At 71.8% G+C, this 16,935-nt stretch carries 16 protein-coding genes; 10 read left to right on the top strand and 6 right to left on the bottom strand.

The features are described from left to right. Window positions 1-46 precede the first annotated feature (46 nt). Window positions 47-1,225, bottom strand: coding sequence for a Cmx/CmrA family chloramphenicol efflux MFS transporter (locus BJY18_RS05570; protein ID WP_184778259.1), 1,179 nt, complete (start codon window positions 1,223-1,225; stop codon window positions 47-49). 69 nt (window positions 1,226-1,294) lie between these two features. Next, window positions 1,295-1,879 (bottom strand): TetR/AcrR family transcriptional regulator, encoded by a 585-nt coding sequence (locus BJY18_RS05565; protein ID WP_184778257.1) that lies wholly within the window; start codon window positions 1,877-1,879, stop codon window positions 1,295-1,297. Window positions 1,880-1,965: 86 nt separating this feature from the next. Here BJY18_RS05565 and BJY18_RS05560 point away from each other — a divergent pair, with 86 nt between their 5' ends. Continuing rightward, entirely contained in the window at window positions 1,966-3,006 is a 1,041-nt protein-coding gene (locus tag BJY18_RS05560; protein WP_184778255.1) for a ferrochelatase, read from the top strand. A gap of 42 nt (window positions 3,007-3,048) precedes the next feature. Here the strand turns inward: BJY18_RS05560 and BJY18_RS05555 are convergent, their stop codons facing one another. Further along, window positions 3,049-3,846, bottom strand: coding sequence for an Rv1486c family protein (locus tag BJY18_RS05555; protein WP_184778253.1), 798 nt, complete (start codon window positions 3,844-3,846; stop codon window positions 3,049-3,051). Window positions 3,847-3,989: 143 nt separating this feature from the next. Here BJY18_RS05555 and BJY18_RS05550 point away from each other — a divergent pair, with 143 nt between their 5' ends. From BJY18_RS05550 to mshC, 3 genes are all read left to right on the top strand, one after another. Continuing rightward, a complete protein-coding gene (locus tag BJY18_RS05550) occupies window positions 3,990-5,387 on the top strand; it encodes an ATP-binding protein (RefSeq protein WP_184778251.1) in 1,398 nt (465 codons plus the stop codon). Next, window positions 5,387-7,345, top strand: coding sequence for a vWA domain-containing protein (locus BJY18_RS05545; RefSeq protein ID WP_184778249.1), 1,959 nt, complete (start codon window positions 5,387-5,389; stop codon window positions 7,343-7,345). Before BJY18_RS05550 ends, BJY18_RS05545 begins: the two co-directional genes overlap by 1 nt. 142 nt (window positions 7,346-7,487) lie before the next feature. After that, window positions 7,488-8,726, top strand: coding sequence for a cysteine--1-D-myo-inosityl 2-amino-2-deoxy-alpha-D-glucopyranoside ligase (gene mshC, locus BJY18_RS05540; RefSeq protein WP_184778247.1), 1,239 nt, complete (start codon window positions 7,488-7,490; stop codon window positions 8,724-8,726). Between the two features lie 28 nt (window positions 8,727-8,754). Here mshC and BJY18_RS05535 read toward each other — a convergent pair whose 3' ends face one another. Both BJY18_RS05535 and BJY18_RS36670 read right to left on the bottom strand, forming a co-directional pair. Beyond that, window positions 8,755-10,380 carry an ABC-F family ATP-binding cassette domain-containing protein gene (locus BJY18_RS05535; RefSeq protein ID WP_184778246.1) on the bottom strand — a complete coding sequence of 542 codons (1,626 nt, stop codon included), beginning with the start codon at window positions 10,378-10,380 and terminating at the stop codon, window positions 8,755-8,757. Between the two features lie 150 nt (window positions 10,381-10,530). After that, complete coding sequence (locus BJY18_RS36670; RefSeq protein ID WP_184778244.1) at window positions 10,531-11,010, bottom strand: MarR family winged helix-turn-helix transcriptional regulator; 480 nt, start codon at window positions 11,008-11,010, stop codon at window positions 10,531-10,533. Between the two features lie 156 nt (window positions 11,011-11,166). Here BJY18_RS36670 and BJY18_RS05525 point away from each other — a divergent pair, with 156 nt between their 5' ends. From BJY18_RS05525 to BJY18_RS05515, 3 genes are read left to right on the top strand one after another with little or no spacing between them, the layout of a single operon-like run. Continuing rightward, window positions 11,167-11,754, top strand: a complete 588-nt coding sequence (locus BJY18_RS05525; RefSeq protein WP_184778242.1) for an ArsR/SmtB family transcription factor — start codon at window positions 11,167-11,169, stop codon at window positions 11,752-11,754. Then, window positions 11,751-12,866: an MFS transporter gene (locus BJY18_RS05520; protein ID WP_184778240.1), complete on the top strand. Its 1,116-nt coding sequence runs from the start codon at window positions 11,751-11,753 to the stop codon at window positions 12,864-12,866. Before BJY18_RS05525 ends, BJY18_RS05520 begins: the two co-directional genes overlap by 4 nt. After that, window positions 12,830-13,660, top strand: coding sequence for a metallophosphoesterase family protein (locus tag BJY18_RS05515; RefSeq protein ID WP_184778238.1), 831 nt, complete (start codon window positions 12,830-12,832; stop codon window positions 13,658-13,660). Before BJY18_RS05520 ends, BJY18_RS05515 begins: the two co-directional genes overlap by 37 nt. Before the next feature lie 208 nt (window positions 13,661-13,868). Here BJY18_RS05515 and BJY18_RS05510 read toward each other — a convergent pair whose 3' ends face one another. Beyond that, on the bottom strand, window positions 13,869-14,783 hold the full coding sequence (locus tag BJY18_RS05510) for a PAC2 family protein (RefSeq protein WP_184778235.1): 915 nt from the start codon (window positions 14,781-14,783) through the stop codon (window positions 13,869-13,871). A 183-nt stretch (window positions 14,784-14,966) separates the two neighbouring features. On the opposite strand from BJY18_RS05510, the gene BJY18_RS05505 reads away from it, so the two are divergent. The 3 genes from BJY18_RS05505 (at window position 14,967) to hisG (ending at window position 16,862) form a co-directional block, all read left to right on the top strand. Next, complete coding sequence (locus BJY18_RS05505; RefSeq protein WP_184778234.1) at window positions 14,967-15,653, top strand: HAD family hydrolase; 687 nt, start codon at window positions 14,967-14,969, stop codon at window positions 15,651-15,653. A 64-nt stretch (window positions 15,654-15,717) separates the two neighbouring features. Continuing rightward, window positions 15,718-15,981, top strand: coding sequence for a phosphoribosyl-ATP diphosphatase (locus tag BJY18_RS05500; RefSeq protein WP_184778231.1), 264 nt, complete (start codon window positions 15,718-15,720; stop codon window positions 15,979-15,981). Between the two features lie 35 nt (window positions 15,982-16,016). Continuing rightward, window positions 16,017-16,862, top strand: coding sequence for an ATP phosphoribosyltransferase (gene hisG, locus BJY18_RS05495; protein WP_184778229.1), 846 nt, complete (start codon window positions 16,017-16,019; stop codon window positions 16,860-16,862). The last annotated feature ends 73 nt before the right edge of the window (window positions 16,863-16,935 follow it).

Raw genomic sequence — 16,935 nt, 5'->3', positions numbered from 1 at the left:
CGCCCAGCCCGGTCAGCGACGGCCGGCCGGGTTGGGCGCCGACTCGTCACACGGGCTGTGATTCGGGCACCTGCGCCGGAACCTCGGTTCGCCGGTGCAGGTGCAGTGACACAGTGAGCGCGGCGACCGCGAGCGCACCGAGGACGACGCTGACCCACGCGACGCTGGCGAAGCCGAGCCCGGCGGCGATGGTCGTGCCGCCGAGCCACGGGCCGACGGTGTTGCCCACGTTGAACGCGGACGTCGTGCTGGCGCCGACGAGCGTCGGCGTACCACCGGCGATCGTGTACGCGCGGATGTTCAACGCCGGGTTCGCGGCGAAGCCCGCGGCGCCCAGCACGAGGACCGCGATGACCGCCACCACAGCGTTGTCAGTGGCGGCGAGCGTGACCAGTGCCGCCACGGCGAGGGCCAGGCTGCCGTACAGGGTGGCGAAGGGGTGTGCGTCGGCCAGTTTGCCGCCGGCGACGATGCCCACCAGCGCGCCGCCGCCGAAGAGCGCGAGCACGACCGGGACTCCGGACTCCGAAAGCCCGTCGACGGACACCAGCAGCGGCGCGAGGTAGCTGAACGTCGCGAAGACCATGGCCTGCAGCAGTGCGATGACGCCGAGCGCGAGCCACAACCGGCCGTTGCGGAAGACCCGGAGCTCGGCACGTACCCGCGCCGGCGCGGTGCTGGTCGTGCGTGGGACGAGAGCCAGTACGCCCGCTGCTGCCACGACGGTCAGCGCGGCGACCGCCCAGAACGCGCTTCGCCAGCCCGCGTGCTGGCCGAGGACCGTGCCGGCGGGAACGCCGGCGATGTTCGCCACCGTGAGCCCGCCGACGAGGACGGCGAGCGCGCGGCCGCGCCGAGCCGTCGGCACGAGCGAAACCGTCGTGGACGCGGCGACCGCCCAGAAACCGGCGCAGGCGAGCGCGCTCACCACGCGGGTGGCGAACAGCAGGCCGTAGTTTCCGGCCACCGCGCCCACCACGTGTGCCAGCCCGAACACCACCAGCAGGGCCAGCAGCGTGACCCGGCGGGGGAGGCGCAGGGTGCCCACGGCCAGCAGTGGCGCGCCGACCACCATGCCGACGGCGAACGCGGAGATCAGCAACCCGGCGTCCGGGATGCTCACGCCCAGATCGGCGGCCATGCCGGGCAACAGCCCGGTGATCATGAACTCGGAGGTGCCCAGCGCGAAAATGCTGAGCCCGAGCACGAAGACGGCGAGGGGCACGGATCTCTCCTTATGAAACGTCTAGTGCAAAACTCGGATGGCGACGAGCCGCGCTGCTCATCGGAAGGTTCAGCGGCGCGCGACCGCTGCCACGGCGATGTCCACCACTGCTTCCAGTGCGGACTGCGCGGCGCCACGTCGCGACATCACCCGCAGGCCGGAAACCGTGCTGTGCACGAATTGCGCGATGTCGAGCGCGTCGCGGTCGCGCGTGATGCTGCCGTCGGCCTGGCCCGCCCGGGCGAAATGCCGGAGCGCCGAAAGGTAGGCCTCGGTGTCGGCGTCGAGCTGTGCGGAGATTTCCGCGTCGGTGGTCCCGAATTCGGCGATGGTGTTGACGACCAGGCAGCCGCGCCGGCCGTTGTCCATCTCGTCGGCCACGAGGTCGGCCAGCAGTCGCCGAATCGCGTCGAGACCGTCGGTGGCGCGCTCCAGTGTTGCCGCCCGGCTCTCGATGCCGAGCTGCCGGTAGTGGTCGAGCGCGCGCCGGAACAGCGTGCGTTTGCTGGAGAACGTGTTGTAGATGCTGCTGCGGCCGAGACCGGTGGCAGCGCACAGGTCGTCGGTCGAGGTCGCTTCGAAGCCGCGGGCCCAGAACGCGTTCATCGCACCCTCGACGGCCTGGGTCTCGTCGAACTCGCGCGGTCGTGGCATGCCGGGGACGGTAGCACGTTTTGGATCGACCAGTACACAACAAGGCCGCCTCGGCGTGCGCACCGCCACAGCGGCAAAATGGCCGGGTGGGTTACGACGCGTTGTTATGGCTTTCGTTCGGCGGTCCGGAAGGACCCGACGAGGTGATGCCGTTCCTGGAGAACGTCACGCGCGGCCGGGGTGTGCCGCGGGAACGGCTGCTCGAGGTCGCGGAGCACTACCAGCACTTCGGTGGCGTCTCGCCGATCAACCGGCTCAACCGTGCGGCCATCGAAGCGGTCGAGAAGCAGCTGGTCGCGGAAGGCCTGAACCTGCCGGTGCGTTTCGGCAACCGCAACTGGCAGCCGATGGTCGAGGACACCGTCGCCCGGATGAAGAGCGAAGGCGTGCGGCGCGCGCTGGTGTTCCCCACGAGCGCGTACGGCGGCTACTCGGCGTGCCGTCAGTACGACGAGGACATCGAGCGTGCTCGTGCGGCGGTCGAAGACGCGCCGGAACTGGTCAAGCTGCGCCACTTCTTCGACCACCCGCTGTTCGTGTCCGCGGTCGCCGACGCGGTCGTCGCCGCGCACGCTGAACTCGGCGACCGGCCGGGCATCCGCACTGTGTTCACTGCGCACTCGATCCCGGAGAGTGCCGACCGGGCCGCCGGGCCGCCCGCCGAGGGCGGGCGGCTGTACTCCCGCCAGATCGCCGAGGCCGCCCGCCTGGTGGCCGCCGAGGCGGGCATCGGGGAGTACGACGTGGTGTGGCAGTCCCGGTCGGGCCCGCCGCAGGTGCCGTGGCTGGAGCCGGACATCGTCGACCACCTCGACGCCCTGCACGAGCAGGGGGTCGAAGCCGTCGTCGTGAGCCCGATCGGTTTCGTGTCCGACCACCTCGAGGTGATCTGGGACCTGGACAACGAGGCGGCCGAACGCGCCGCGGAACACGGCATGGACTTCGCCCGCGCCGCGACCCCCGACGCCGACCCGCGTTTCGCGGAGCTGGTGGTCGAGCTGATCCGGGAGCACGTGGCCGATGCCCCGGTGCGGAAGCTGTCGGAGTTCCCGGTGGCGGGATGCACGGTCAACGGCGCGCCGTGTGCGGTGGGCTGCTGCGAGCCGGCGAAGCGCCCGGCCGGCTGACGCCGTAGTGCACTGACGCTGCGAACGGCAGGAGCCGCCCGGTCAGGGGTGCAGGTCGCCCTGGTCGGAGAAGATCCGGACGGCCTCGTTCACCGAGGCGGTGCGGGCGGTCCGCACTGCGTCGGAAAGCGGGCGCAGGGCCTCCGCGCGCCGGGTCGCGGCCGAGGCGGACACGGCGCCGCCCGGGTCGTCGCTGTGCGCGATCGCGAGGATCGCCGAGATCTCCTCCGCACGCTGCAGGACGCGCAGGGACCGGCTGGGCATTCCGGCAGGCCACTCGACCTGGGGGCGGGCGCGCAGGTGAGCGGACAGCTCCGCCCGCACTCCCGGGCGGTCGCGGGCCACGTCCAGTGCTTGCAGCGCACCGGCGCTCGCGCGGATGGCGTCGGTGAGGCCGTGCTCGGCGTCCGGCAGCGGCTGGTACTCCAACGGGACCGTGGTGCCGAGCGAGTAGACCGTCCAGCGCATCAGGCCCTCCGCGATCGGTTCGGGCACCAAGCCGAACCCGAGCGCGGTCAGGACCACTGCTTCGCCGCAGCGCAGCGCCGCTTCGGTGAACGGGCCACCGCCGCCGAGGCCGCGGACGTCACCGGGCACCGGAAGCACGAGCTGGGCGCTGGCCGCGCCCTGGGTGCGCAACGCGAGCAGCAGCTGCACGGGCGTCGCCGCGCGGTGGAAGGCGAGCGGAAGGTCGAACGCGTCGGCGGCGGCCGGGTCCGCGGCCACCACGTCGTGGGCCTCGGCCCAGGCCTGCAAGGCGTCGAGGACGTCGTCGGAAGCCGCGGTCCCGTTCAGCCACGCGGAGGACCAGACGGCGAGAGTCGCACTGGGTCGGCACACGACGCCCTATTTTAGGCCCGCACCGCGAAGCCGCTCGGCAGAGGGCGGTGAAAAGGGAACGAGACCCGTGCATTCGCGGCGGACGCCCACGCTGGAGCTGCTCCACGTCGACGGATGCCGGAACGGTCAGTAGCGTCGAAGGGGTGAACGCAGTTCCCGAGGCACTTCCCCGTACCGCGGGCGAGCTCCGCGCCGCCGGGTACACCCCGCGCCCGATCGCCCGTGAGATCCACGAAAACCTGCTCGCCGCCCTGCGAGACGGTCGCGACGCCTGGCCCGGCATCGTCGGGTTCTCCCGCACCGTGCTGCCGCAGCTCGAACGCGCGCTGCTGGCCGGGCACGACGTCGTCCTGCTCGGCGAGCGCGGCCAGGGCAAGACCCGCCTGTTGCGCACCCTGGCCGGGCTGCTGGACGAGTGGACGCCGGTGATCGAGGGTTCCGAGCTGGGGGAGCACCCGCTCGACCCGATCACGCCGGCCTCGATCCGCCGCGCCGCCGAGCTGGGCGACGAGCTGCCGGTCGCGTGGCGGCACCGCAGCGAGCGCTACACCGAAAAGCTGGCCACCCCGGACACCAGCGTCGGTGACCTGATCGGTGACGTCGACCCGGTGAAGGTGGCCGAAGGCCGCAGCCTGGGCGATCCGGAGACCATCCACTTCGGGCTCGTGCCCCGGGCGCACCGCGGCATCGTCGCGATCAACGAGCTGCCCGACCTGGCCGAGCGGATCCAGGTCGCGCTGCTGAACGTGATGGAGGAGCGCGACATCCAGGTTCGCGGCTACACGCTGCGGCTGCCGCTGGACGTGCTGCTGGTGGCCACCGCGAACCCCGAGGACTACACCAACCGTGGCCGGATCATCACGCCGCTGAAGGACCGCTTCGGCGCGGAGATCCGCACGCACTACCCGCTCGATGTGGCGGCCGAGATGGCCGTCGTGCGGCAGGAGGCGGAGCTCGTCGCGGAGGTCGGAGAGCCGCTGCTGGAGGTGTTGGCCCGGTTCGTCCGCAATCTGCGTGAGTCGACGGTGATCGACCAGCGTTCCGGCGTGTCCGCGCGGTTCGCCGTGGCGGCGGCGGAAACCGTGGCCGCGGCGGCGTTGCGGCGTTCCGCGCTGACCGGTGAGGAGCCGGCCGTCGCCCGGCCGGTGGACCTCGATGCGGTGCCCGCGGTGCTGCGCGGCAAGATCGAGTTCGAGCCGGGGGAGGAGGGCCGCGAGGTCGAGCACCTGGTGCACCTGCTGCGCCGGGCGGTCGCGGAAACCGCTCGGGAGCGGTTCGCGGGCCTCGATCTGCGCCCGCTGTCGGAAGCGGTGGCCGACGGGCACCTGGTGGCCACCGGCGAGCGCGTGCCGGGCCGGGACGTGCTGGCCGCGTTGCCCGAGCTGCCGGTGCTGCACGAGGTCGCCCAGCGTGCCGGGGTGTCCTCCGACGAGCCCGCGGGCCGGATCGCCGCGGCGATCGAGCTGGCGCTGGAGTCGCTGTTCCTCGCCCGCCGGCTGGCGAAGGACTCCGACGACACGACCACGGTGTACGGCGAATAATGCCGCTCCTGCCCGAGGGGTATTCCTACGGTCCGTGGCACGACGGGCCGGATCCGCTGGCGCCGCCGGCGGATCTGCGGGACGCGCTCGACGAGATCGGGCGCGATGTGATGGATGGCGCGTCGCCGCGGTCGGCGCTGGAGGAGTTGCTGCGCCGCGGTACCGAGCGCACTTCGGGGCTCGACGACCTGACCCGCCGGATGTGGCAGCGCCGGTCGGAGATCCGCCGCCGGCACCGGCTCGACGGCACGCTGGAGGAGGTGCAGCGGCTGCTGGGGGAGGCGGTCGAGGCCGAGCGCCGGGAACTGTTCCCGGATCCGGACGACGAGGCACGTTTCCGTGAGGCGCAGCTGGACGCGTTGCCGCCCGGTACCGCTGCCGCCGTGCGCGAGCTGGGCGAGTACGACTGGCGTTCGGCCGAGGCGCGCGAGAAGTACGGGCAGATCCGGGACCTGCTGGGCCGCGAAATGCTCGATGCCCGGTTCCAGGGCATGAAGCAGGCGATGGAAAACGCCGGGCCGCAGGACGTCGAGGCGATCAACCGGATGCTGGGTGACCTCAACGCGCTGCTGTCCGCGCACGCCGACGGCGCGAGTGACATCGACGAGCGGTTCGCCGAGTTCATGCGCCGCCACGGCGAGTTCTTCCCGGAGAATCCGCGTGACGTCGAGGAACTGATCGATGTGCTGGCCGCCCGGTCGGCGGCCGCGCAGCGGATGCTGAACTCGATGTCCGAGCAGCAGCGCGCCGAGCTGGCGGAGCTGGCACAGCAGGCGTTCGGCGATCCACGCCTCGCCCAGCAGCTGTCGGCACTGGATTCGCAGCTGCGCTCGTTGCGGCCGGGGGAGGACTGGACCTCCTCCGAGCGCTTCCGCGGCCAGGATCCGCTCGGCCTCGGGGAGGGCGCACAGGCGATGGCCGACCTGGCGGAGCTGGACGCACTGGCCGAGCAGCTGGGCCAGTCCTATCCCGGGGCCCGGCTGGAGGACATCGACCTCGAGGCGCTGGAACGGCAGCTCGGCCCGGATGCCGGGGTGGACGCCCGGCGGCTTTCGGAGCTGGAGCGTGAGCTGCGCCGGCAGGGGCTGTTCGAACGGGCCGCGGACGGCACGCTCCGGTTGTCGCCCAAGGCGTTGCGCCGGCTCGGTGAGACCGCGTTGTCGGACGTGGTCAACGCGCTGCGGGGCAAGACCGGTGATCGGGAGACCGAGTCGGCCGGCGCGGCAGGGGAGCCGACCGGAGCCACCCGGCTGTGGCGGTTCGGGGACATGCAGCCCTGGGACGTGCCACGCACGGTGCGCAACGCGGTGCTGCGCTCGGCCGCGGTCGGTTCGCCGGCGGTGCGCCTCGATGTCGAAGACGTCGAGGTGGTCGAGACCGAGCACCGGTCGCGGGCGGCGGTGGCGCTGCTGGTGGACACGTCCTGGTCGATGGTCCAGGAGGGCCGCTGGCTGCCGATGAAGCGCACCGCGCTGGCGTTGCACCAGCTGATCAGCACCCGGTTCCGCAACGATGCGCTGCAGCTGATCACCTTCGGCCGCTATGCGATGCCGGTGGAGCTGCCGGAGCTGGTGGGTCTGGAGGGCACCTGGGAACAGGGCACGAACGCCCACCACGCCCTGTTGCTGGCCGGCCGGCACCTGCGCCGCCATCCGGACGCCCAACCGGTCGTGCTGTTGGTCACCGACGGCGAGCCCACCGCGCACCTGGAACCCGACGGTGAGGCGGAGTTCTCGTATCCGCCCGAGCCGCGGACCCTCCACAAGACACTGTCCGAAGTGGACCGCGTGGCGAAGCTGGGCGCGGCGGTCACGGTGTTCCGCCTCGGCGACGATCCCCGCTTGGAGGCGTTCGTGGACCTGATCGCGCGTCGCGCCGGCGGCCGTGTGGTGGCGCCGGACCTGGACGGCCTCGGCGCCGCCGTGGTCGGCGACTACCTGCGCACCCGGAGGCGCTGAGCGCGGCACCCGGGCCGTGAAGGCCGCCCTCGAGGACCAGTTCCCCGAGGGCGGCCTTACGGCTGTTCCCGGGCCGCTCGAACGGCGGCATACCTCTCACCGGGTGGGAAAGCGAACGGACGTCACGCATACAGTCGGGGGTATGCAGACTTGGTCATCGGTGGCCGTGCCGCGGCTGCCCGGCACGCCCCGCCCTCTTCGGCTCCACGACTCCGCGACCGGGCAGGTGCGCCCGACAGCGCCGGGCCCGATCGCCCGGATGTACGTCTGCGGCATCACCCCCTACGACGCGACGCACCTCGGGCACGCGGCCACCTACCTCGCCTTCGACCTGGTCAACCGGGTGTGGCGGGACAACGGGCACGAGGTGCACTACGTGCAGAACGTGACCGACATCGACGATCCGCTGCTGGAGCGTGCCGAGCGCGACTCCGACGACTGGGTCGTGCTGGGCATGCGGGAGACCGCGCTGTTCCGCGAGGATATGGAGGCGCTGCGCGTGCTGCCGCCGCGCCAGTTCGTGAGCGTGGTGGCGGCGATCCCGGAGATCGTCGAGGTCGTCGCGAAGCTGCTGGCCAACGGCAGCGCCTATCGCGTGGACGATGCCGAGCATCCGGACATCTACTTCGACCACGCGGCGACCGGCCGGTTCGGCTACGAGTCGAACTACGACGAGGCGACGATGGCGAAGTTCTTCGCCGAGCGCGGCGGCGATCCCGACCGCCCGGGCAAGCGCCACCCGCTCGACGCGCTGCTGTGGCGTGCCGCGCGCGAGGGCGAGCCCTCGTGGGAGTCCGAGCTCGGCGCCGGACGTCCAGGCTGGCACATCGAGTGCAGTGCGATTTCGGTCAACCGGCTGGGCTTCGGGTTCGATCTGCAGGGCGGCGGTTCGGACCTGCGGTTCCCGCACCACGAGTTCAGCGCGGCGCACGCGGAGGCGGCCGCGGGAGACCACCCGTTCGCCCGGCACTACACACATGCCGGAATGATCGGGCTCGACGGGGAGAAGATGTCGAAGTCGCGCGGGAACCTGGTCTTCGTCTCGCGCCTGCGCGCCGACGGCGTCGACACCGCCGCCATCCGGCTGGGCCTTTTCGCCGGGCACTACCGCGAGGACCGGCCGTGGAGTGACACGGTGCTCGCCGAGGCGCAGGAGCGGCTGGCGCGCTGGCGTGAGGCGGCCGCACTGCCCGCGGGGCCGGACGCAGCCGACACCGTGACCCGGCTGCGCGACCACCTTTCCGACGACCTGGACACACCCAAGGCGCTCGCGGCCGTCGACGCCTGGGCGACCGCCGCACTGCGCCGCGACGGGACCGACGCCGCGGCGCCGGCTCTCATCCGCGACGCGGTGGACGCGCTCCTCGGCATCACGCTCTGACGGCAGGCCAGCCTGGCCGTATAACAGCCTATACGGCCAGGTTGTGGCCCACTGTCAGTTCCAGCTGGTCACCAACCCAGCGCTGGCGCAGCCACCGATCATGAGACGCCACGACGACCGCGCCCGGCGCGCTGTCCAAGGCTTCGGAGAGTTCGTCGGCCAGCGTCAGGGAAAGGTGGTTGGTCGGCTCGTCCAGCAACAGCACGTCCGGCGGTTCGGCGAGGAGTACGGCCAGCGCGAGCCGCCGGCGCTGCCCTGCGGACAGCTCACCTACCGGCCGGCCCTGCTCGCGAGGCGGAAGCAGGCCGAGTGCGGACAGCGGGGGTGCCGCGTCGCCGGCCGCCTCGCGGTACACCTCGTGCGCGCTGCGGCGGGGCCGTGCGAACGTGACATCCTGTTCCAGCAGCCCCACCCGGACACCGGGTCCGAAGTGGACGGTCCCGGCGGCCGGGTCGAGCCGTCCGGCGAGCACGGACAGCAGGGTGGACTTGCCCGCGCCGTTGCCGCCGGTCACCAGGAGCCGGGCGGCACGGTCCACGTCGAGCCGGTCGAGCGCGACCCGGCCCGGCACCCGCACGCCGCGAAGTGAGACCGCCGGCCCTTCGCCGGACGTGCTCGCGGTCAGCGTGGCCCGGAACCGCAGCGGAGTGGGTGGCTTGCGGACCTGCTCGCGCTCCAGCGCGTCCAGCCGCGCCTGGGCGTTGCGCACTCGCCGGGAAACCTGCTTCTGGACCCGCCCGCCCTTGCGGTCGTAGAGCGTCTTCGCCGGGTCCCGGGCCGGGCGGTTGTGCGCGACCCGCCGTGCGGTGACGTCGACCGACTCCTTCAGCTGTTTCAGCTCGTCCTGCTCCTCGGTGTAGCGCTGCTCCCATCGGGCCCGCTCGGCGCGTTTCTGCCCGAGGTAGCCGGTGTAGCCGCCGCCGTAGCGGGTGGCGCCACCGACGCGGCGGTCGGCGGGGACCGGCTCCAGGTCGACGATGTCCGTGCAGACGGCGTCGAGGAAGACCCGGTCGTGTGAGGCGAGCACGACGACCCCGGCCAGGTCGCCGAGGTGCCGTTCGAGGAACTCCATCGCCGGGTCGTCCAGATGGTTGGTCGGTTCGTCGAGCAGCAGCGTCCCCGGACGGCGGACCAGCAGTGCGGCGAGCCCGAGCCGGGAACGCTGGCCGCCGGACAGCGTCTCCAGCGTGCGGTCGCGGCGGACGCCCCCGAGCCCGAGACCGGTGAGCACGAGGTCCGCGCGCCGGTCCGCGTCCCACAGGTCGTGTGCCTGCGCCCATTCGAGGACCCGGCCGTATTCACTCAGCGCCGCGGGCTCGCCGGGATCGGTGGCGAGCACGCCGGCCAGCACGTCGAGCCGGGCCGCGGCGGTGCGGATCTCGGTCAGCGCGTCGTCGAGGACGTCGGCCACCGTGGCGGTCCCGGCGAACGGCAGTTCCTGGAACAGGAATCCGACGTCGTCGCCGCGCACGATCTCCCCGGAGCGGGGCACTTCGAGCCCGGCCAGCAGACGCAGCAGCGTGGACTTGCCGGCGCCGTTTTCGCCGACCAAACCGATCCGGCGGCCGGGAGGTGCGGTGAGCGAGACGCCGTCGAGCACGGTACGGGCGCCGTAGCCGAAAACGAGGTCGGTGGCTTGGAGGAAGGTATGCATACGTGATCACCGGGCCTGAACGGACATGCTGGCCCCGACGGGCACTGCCGCGCGGGAGCGGGGCTCGACCGCGCGAGGCCTCGGTACGGGGAGGGCTCGGCTCAGCTGTTCATGATGGCGCCCACGGTAGCCGGGGCACCCCGCGATCGGTCAACCGGTTATTTCGCCGGCCTCGCCGTCGCGCAGTCCGGCCGCGGCGCGGTCGGCCGCCGCTTCGCCGTCGGTGAGGAACGAGACGAGCGCGGCCAGTTGCCGCCGGTCGAACTTCGCCAGCTTCTCGCCGAGCCGGTGGGCCAGCGGGGCGTACAGGTCGGTCAGCTCGGCCATCCGCTCGGGCCGCGCGCGGACCCGCAACCTGCGCCGGTCGGCCGGATCGGGAACGCGCTCCACGAGCCGGGCCCGCTCCATCCGGTCGAGCATGCGGGTGAACGCGCCGGTGGTCAGCCCGAGCTGCCGGGCGAGCTCGGTGGGGGAGTCGGTGACGCCGCTGTGCACCAGCTGCAGGCAGTGCAGTTCGGTGGCGGTCACGCCGAGCCGGTCGGCCACCCCGGCATGAAACCGCACCACGGAACTGACGAACCGCGGCAGCGTCAGCGCGGCGGTGGTGGCGAGTTCTCGCTGGTGCGGCACGGGCGGATTCCTCGACAGGAGAGTGGCTGATGAGCGCAGTCGCTGCCTGAAGCAGTGACTGCCCGTGAGGTTAGCGAAGTGCCTTGACGTCGTACCAGGCGGTCCATCAATCTGAAAGGAACATTTCGAAAGATTTACTTCAAAAAGGGGTGGACGATGGCCGGACTGCCACCGCGCAAGCGGGTCGACGACGCTGAGCTGCTGCGTGCGCTGGCACATCCGCTGCGCTCGGCGCTGCTGCAGTACTTGATGGCCACCGGTGCGGCCACCGCGAGCGAATGCGCCGAGGCGGTCGGGTCCACGGCGTCCAACTGCAGCTGGCACCTGCGTCAGCTCGCGGGGCACGGGCTCGTCGAACGGGCCGACGCCGGCGACGGCCGGGAACGTCCGTGGCGTGCGCTGCAGGTCGGACTCGAACTCGGCGAACCGGGCGCCGATCCGGCGCTCACCGCGGCGCACCTGGCCGTGGTGGGCACGCAGCTGGGCGAGGAACAGGAACTGACCCAGCGTTATCTGGACACCGTCGAAGAACTCGATCCGGAGTGGCAGGCGGCAAGCGGCCTCGCGTCGTATTCGATGCGCGTGTCGGCGGCGGAGCTGGCGGAGTTGCAGCGGAAGATCGACGAGCTGGTGCGTCCGTACGTCAGCACGATCCGGACGGACGCCCCCGCCGACGCGCGCCCGGTGTACCTGGGGTTGCGTGCGTTCCGCCGGATCAGGCACGACGGGAAGCCGGCGTCGTGAGACGGCTTCTCGCGATTCCGGCCTTCTCGCGGCTGTGGGTGGCGGCGTTCTTCGGTGAGACCGCGGAGTGGATGCTCCAGGTCGCGTTGCCGGTGTACTTGTTCACCAGCACGGGTTCCGCGGTCACCACAGCGCTGAGCATCGTCCTCGGGCTGCTTCCGGCGGTGCTGCTCAGCCCGCTCGCCGGTGTGGCGGCCGACCGCTGGGACAGGCGGTTGCTGCTGGCCGTGGTGTGCCTGGGACAGGTCGTGACAGTTCTGCCGCTGCTGGCGCGGGGCTTGCCGGTCGCGGGGATCTACCTGGTGATGGCCGTGCAGGCGGGGCTCGCCTCGGTGTTCGAGCCGGCGCGGAACGCTCTGGTGCCGGAGCTGGTCGGCGTCGAGGACGTGACCACGGCGAACGGCCTGATGAGCGTCAACGGCAACGTCGCCCGGCTCGCCGGTGGCTGGGCCGGGGGAGTGCTGCTCGACCGGGGCGGCTTGGCCGAGGTCGTGCTGGGCTACCTCGCCGCACTCGCCGTCTCCGGGGCGCTGCTCGCGGTGCCGTTCCACGGCCGGCCGTCCCGAGCACCCCGGGCGCCGGCGGCCGGGCGCCGGACGGAGTGGCTGGCAGGCTTTCGGGAGCTGCGGCGTCAGCAGCTGCGGGTGCCGAGCATCTCGACGCTGCTGACGTCGGTCGCTCAGGGCATGTTTCTGGTGCTGTTCGTCATGTTCGTCTTGGACGTCCTGGCCGGCAGCGAGGCGGACGCCGGGTTGCTGCGCGGGGTACAGGCGATCGGCGGGCTCGTCGCGGGCTTCGCCGTGGCCGCGGTCGCGCGTCGGATCGCTCCGGTCGCATTGCAGGGATGGGGGCTGCTCACGATGGGTGTGCTGTCCGCTGTGATCTGGAACTTGCCGGTGGTCACCACGACGCTCGGTGTGTACGCGGGTCTGTTCATGGTGGCCGGCGCGCTCGTCGCCGTGACCGGCCTCGATGTGCTGCTGAACGTGCAGGCCGCGGCCCACGCGGCGGCCGGTCTGCTGTTGTTGGGGTGGTTCCGGCGTTCTTCCGCCACGGAAGTCGTTACGGTGGAGCAGTGCCGTCTCTCTTCGCCACCTCCGACCTCCACGTGACCCATGAGGGCAACGGGCCGCTCGTCGACCGGGTCGTGCCCGACGGACCGGACGACTGGTTGCTCGTCGCCGGGGACGTGGGGGAACGTGCGCCGGTCATCCGGGACACGCTCGCCACGCTCCGGGAGCGGTTCGCGAAAGTGGTCTGGGTGCCGGGCAACCACGAGCTGTGGACCACGCCGAAGGACGAATGCCAGCTGCGGGGCCAGGCCCGTTACGAGTTCCTGGTCGAGCAGTGCCGGGAGATCGGCGTGCTGACCCCCGAGGACGAGTTCCCCGTGTGGGACCACGGCCCTCATCCGCTCACCATCGCACCGCTGTTCGTGTTCTACGACTACAGCTGGCGGACTCCCGCGGCCGAGGGCAAGAGCCGCGAGGTGGCGCTGGAGCAGGCCCGCGAGGCCGGCGTGGTGTGCACCGACGAGTACTTCCTGCATCCGGACCCGTATCCGTCCCGGGCGGCCTGGTGCGAGGCGCGGCTGAAGGTCAGCCGGGACCGGCTGGACGCGATCCCGGCGAGCCACCGCACGATCCTGATGTCGCACTGGCCGCTGCACCGGCATCCGACGGCTCCGCTGTACTACCCGGAGTTCGCGCTCTGGTGCGGCACCACCGAGACCGAGGACTGGCACCTGCGCTACCGCGCCGACCTGGCGGTGTACGGGCACCTGCACATCCCGCGCACCACCTCGGCCGACGGCGTCCGCTTCGAGGAGGTCTCACTCGGCTACCCGCGGGAGTGGAGCCGCCGCGCCCGCGGCGCGGTGCCGGTCCGGAAGCTGCTCAGCGCTTGAACGGTGGCCTGGTGGGCATCCGCGACGCGACATCGAGCCGGCCGAGCTGGGCATCCGCGACGCGCACGACCACCTGGCTCTCGTGGCCGACTGCTCGAAAAGATCGCGGCCTGGGACGATGGCGACCCGGCCACCGCGGCGGCCCGGTGCTCCACCGGCGGCGGGCCGGGCACGCCGTAGCTGCTGAGCGGCTCTTCCGGAGCGGGGATCAGCGCAAGCCGAATCCGCCGCTGTCCGGGCCGGGGCGGCGCCGGCGCAGGTAGCGCTCGAACTCCGCGGCGATCTTGTCCCCGGAGACCTCCTCCATGGTGAAGTCGGTCTCCGCGTCGCCGCGTTCCTCGAGGCCGCGCACGTACTCGCTGATCTCCTCGTCCTCGTCGGCCATCTCGCTGACGGTCTGCTGCCACTCCTCGGCCTGCTCGGGCAGCGCACCTAGCGGGATTTCGACGTCGAGCACGTCCTCCAGCTTGTGCAGCAGCGCCAGCGTGGCCTTCGGCGACGGCGGGTGCGACACGTAGTGCGGCACCGCGGCCCAGACCGACACACACGGCACCCCGGCCTGCACGCAGTAGTCCTGCAGCACGCCCACGATGCCGGTCGGCCCCTGGTAGTTGTTCAGCTCGAGGTGGAACCGGCTCGCGGTCTCCTTGTCGTAGGCGGTCCCGGTGACCGGAACCGGCCGGGTGTGCGCGGTGTCGGCGAGCAGCGCGCCGAGCGCGACCACCGTTTCCACGTCCAGCTGCACCACGTGCTCGACCAGCTCCGCGCAGAAGGCGCGCCAGCGCATGTTCGGTTCGGGGCCCTGCACGAGTACGACGTCGCGGTCCAGTCCCTCCGGCCGGCACACCGACAGGCGGGTGGTGGGCCATTCCATCCGGCGGCTCACGCCGTCCACCAGCCGCACCGACGGGCGGCTCACCTGGAAGTCGTAGTACTCGTCCGGCTCCACCTCGGCCAGCGGGGTCGCGTCCCAGGTCAGCTGGAGGTGTTCGACGGCATGGCTGGCCGCGTCGCCGGCGTCGTTCCAGCCCTCGAAGGCGACGACCATGAGGGGACGGTTCGATTCCGGACGTTCACGATCCGGGTCGCCGGGTCGGGGGGTCTGCTCGACTGGGTCACTCACCTGACCAGCCTACGACCTCCCGCCCCTACGCTGCGCAGCGTGCCCGGCCGGGCGCGTCACCGTGCGGCCCGGTCCTGGACGGGTCCCGGTGCGGTGCCGGTGTGGCGCCGCTCACCCGGGTCCGCGTGGGACCCTGGAGCAGAACGGCCGTCGGGCCGCCGGGCCCCGGGAGAAGGAGAAACCGTGACTGCACCGTCCTCGCCGGACGGACTGGAGGCCGTCCTCTGGGACATGGACGGCACCCTCGTCGATTCCGAGAAGCTGTGGGACGTCGCGCTGTACGAGGCCGCCGAGATGCTCGGTGGGACGCTGTCCGAGCAGACCCGGCTGACGCTGGTCGGTTCGAACATGGACGCCACCGCGACCGTGCTGCTGGGGGAGACCGGCCGTCCGGTGACCGACCAGTCGGTGGCGGAGACCGGCGAGTGGATCCGCCGCCGGACCGCGGGCCTGTTCGACGGGGCGCTGCCGTGGCGGCCCGGTGCCCGCGAAGCGCTGGCGGCGGTCCGCGCCGCAGGGCTGCGGTCGGCGCTGGTCACCTCGACCGAACGAGCGCTCACCGAGCTGGCGCTCAACTCCATCGGCCGTGATTTCTTCGACGTCACGGTGTGCGGGGACGAGGTCGGTGGGGAGAACAAGCCGTTGCCGCGCCCGTACCGGCAGGCCGCCGAGCTGCTCGGCGTGCCGACGGCGCGCTGTGTGGCGGTCGAGGACTCGCCGCCGGGGGCCGAGGCGGCCGAACGAGCCGGGTGCGCGGTCCTGGTCGTCCCCAACGACGTCGACGTGCCGCCCGGTCCCCGGCGGGTGTTCCGCGAGTCGCTGGCCGGTGTGGACGTGCCCGCGCTGGCGGCGCTGCTGGCGCAGGTGTGACCTCGGCGGCTTCCGGGTCACCCGAGGCGGCGCGGGCGCGCGCGGGATGGAAGGATCGCTCTCCGTGAAGACCTTCGATGAGCTGTTCGCCGAGCTTGCCGAGCGCGCGCGTACCCGTCCGGACGGATCCGGCACCGTCGTCGCCCTCGACGACGGGGTGCACGCACAGGGCAAGAAGGTGCTCGAAGAGGCGGGCGAGGTGTGGATCGCCGCCGAGCACGAGTCCGACGACCGGCTCGCCGAGGAGATTTCGCAACTGCTGTACCGGGTTCAGGTGCTCATGCTCGGCCGGGGGATCTCGACCGAGGACGTGTACCGCTACCTCTGACGCGCATCCGTACCGGAGATCGAGGAGACAGCGAAATGCTGCGTGTTGCCGTGCCGAACAAGGGAGCCCTTTCCGCCGCCGCGGCGGAGATGCTCGCCGAGGCGGGCTACCGCAAGCGCCATGACGGCAAGGACCTGACCGTCCTCGATCCGGTCAACGAGGTCGAGTTCTTCTTCCTGCGGCCCAAGGACATCGCCATCTACGTCGGTTCCGGGGAACTGGACCTGGGCATCACCGGCCGCGATCTGGCCCTGGACTCGGGCGCCCCGGTGGAGGAGTTGCTCGCGCTGGGCTTCGGCGGCTCCACTTTCCGTTACGCCGCTCCCGTCGGCCGGGACTGGAAACCGGGAGATCTGCACGGCAAGCGGCTTGCCACGTCCTACCCGCGGCTGGTCCGCGACGACCTCGCCCGGCACGGCGTCGAGGCCGAGGTGATCCGCCTCGACGGCGCGGTGGAGATCTCCATCCAGCTCGGCGTGGCGGACGCGATCGCCGACGTGGTCGAGTCCGGCCGTTCGCTGCGTCAGCACAATCTGGTCGCTTTCGGTGATCCGATCTGCGTGTCCGAAGCGGTGCTGCTGCAGCGCGCAGGCAGCGGGCAGGACAAGGCGAAGGCCCAGCTGGCGGCGCGGCTGCGCGGGGTCGTGTTCGCGCAGCAGTACATGATGCTGGACTACGACTGCCCGCGGGAGCTGCTGGACGGCGCGATCGCGATCACGCCCGGTCTGGAGTCGCCGACGGTCGCGCCCCTGGCCGACGAGACCTGGGTCGCGGTGCGTGCGATGGTGCCGCGCAAGGAAGTCAACCGCATCATGGACGAACTGGCCGAAGCCGGCGCCAAAGCCATCCTGGCCTCCGACATCCGCTCCTGCCGCCTGTAGCCAGTCCCCAAGCCCCAGCAATCGTCTCTGCTGCGCTGGAACATCCATTGTGGACTACGGTTTCGGCCACGTC

It is taken from the genome of Amycolatopsis jiangsuensis, assembly GCF_014204865.1.
Lineage (GTDB): Bacteria > Actinomycetota > Actinomycetes > Mycobacteriales > Pseudonocardiaceae > Amycolatopsis > Amycolatopsis jiangsuensis.
Note: the sequence above shows the minus strand (reverse complement) of the source record. Positions and strands in the feature narration are given on the sequence as shown.

Coding starts and splice junctions, on each gene's coding strand:
- hisG (WP_184778229.1), top strand. CDS start 16,017: ATGCTGCGTGTTGCCGTGCCGAACAAGGGAGCCCTTTCCGCCGCCGCG.
- mshC (WP_184778247.1), top strand. CDS start 7,488: ATGCAGACTTGGTCATCGGTGGCCGTGCCGCGGCTGCCCGGCACGCCC.
- BJY18_RS05525 (WP_184778242.1), top strand. CDS start 11,167: ATGGCCGGACTGCCACCGCGCAAGCGGGTCGACGACGCTGAGCTGCTG.
- BJY18_RS05535 (WP_184778246.1), bottom strand. CDS start 10,380: ATGCATACCTTCCTCCAAGCCACCGACCTCGTTTTCGGCTACGGCGCC.
- BJY18_RS05565 (WP_184778257.1), bottom strand. CDS start 1,879: ATGCCACGACCGCGCGAGTTCGACGAGACCCAGGCCGTCGAGGGTGCG.
- BJY18_RS05545 (WP_184778249.1), top strand. CDS start 5,387: ATGCCGCTCCTGCCCGAGGGGTATTCCTACGGTCCGTGGCACGACGGG.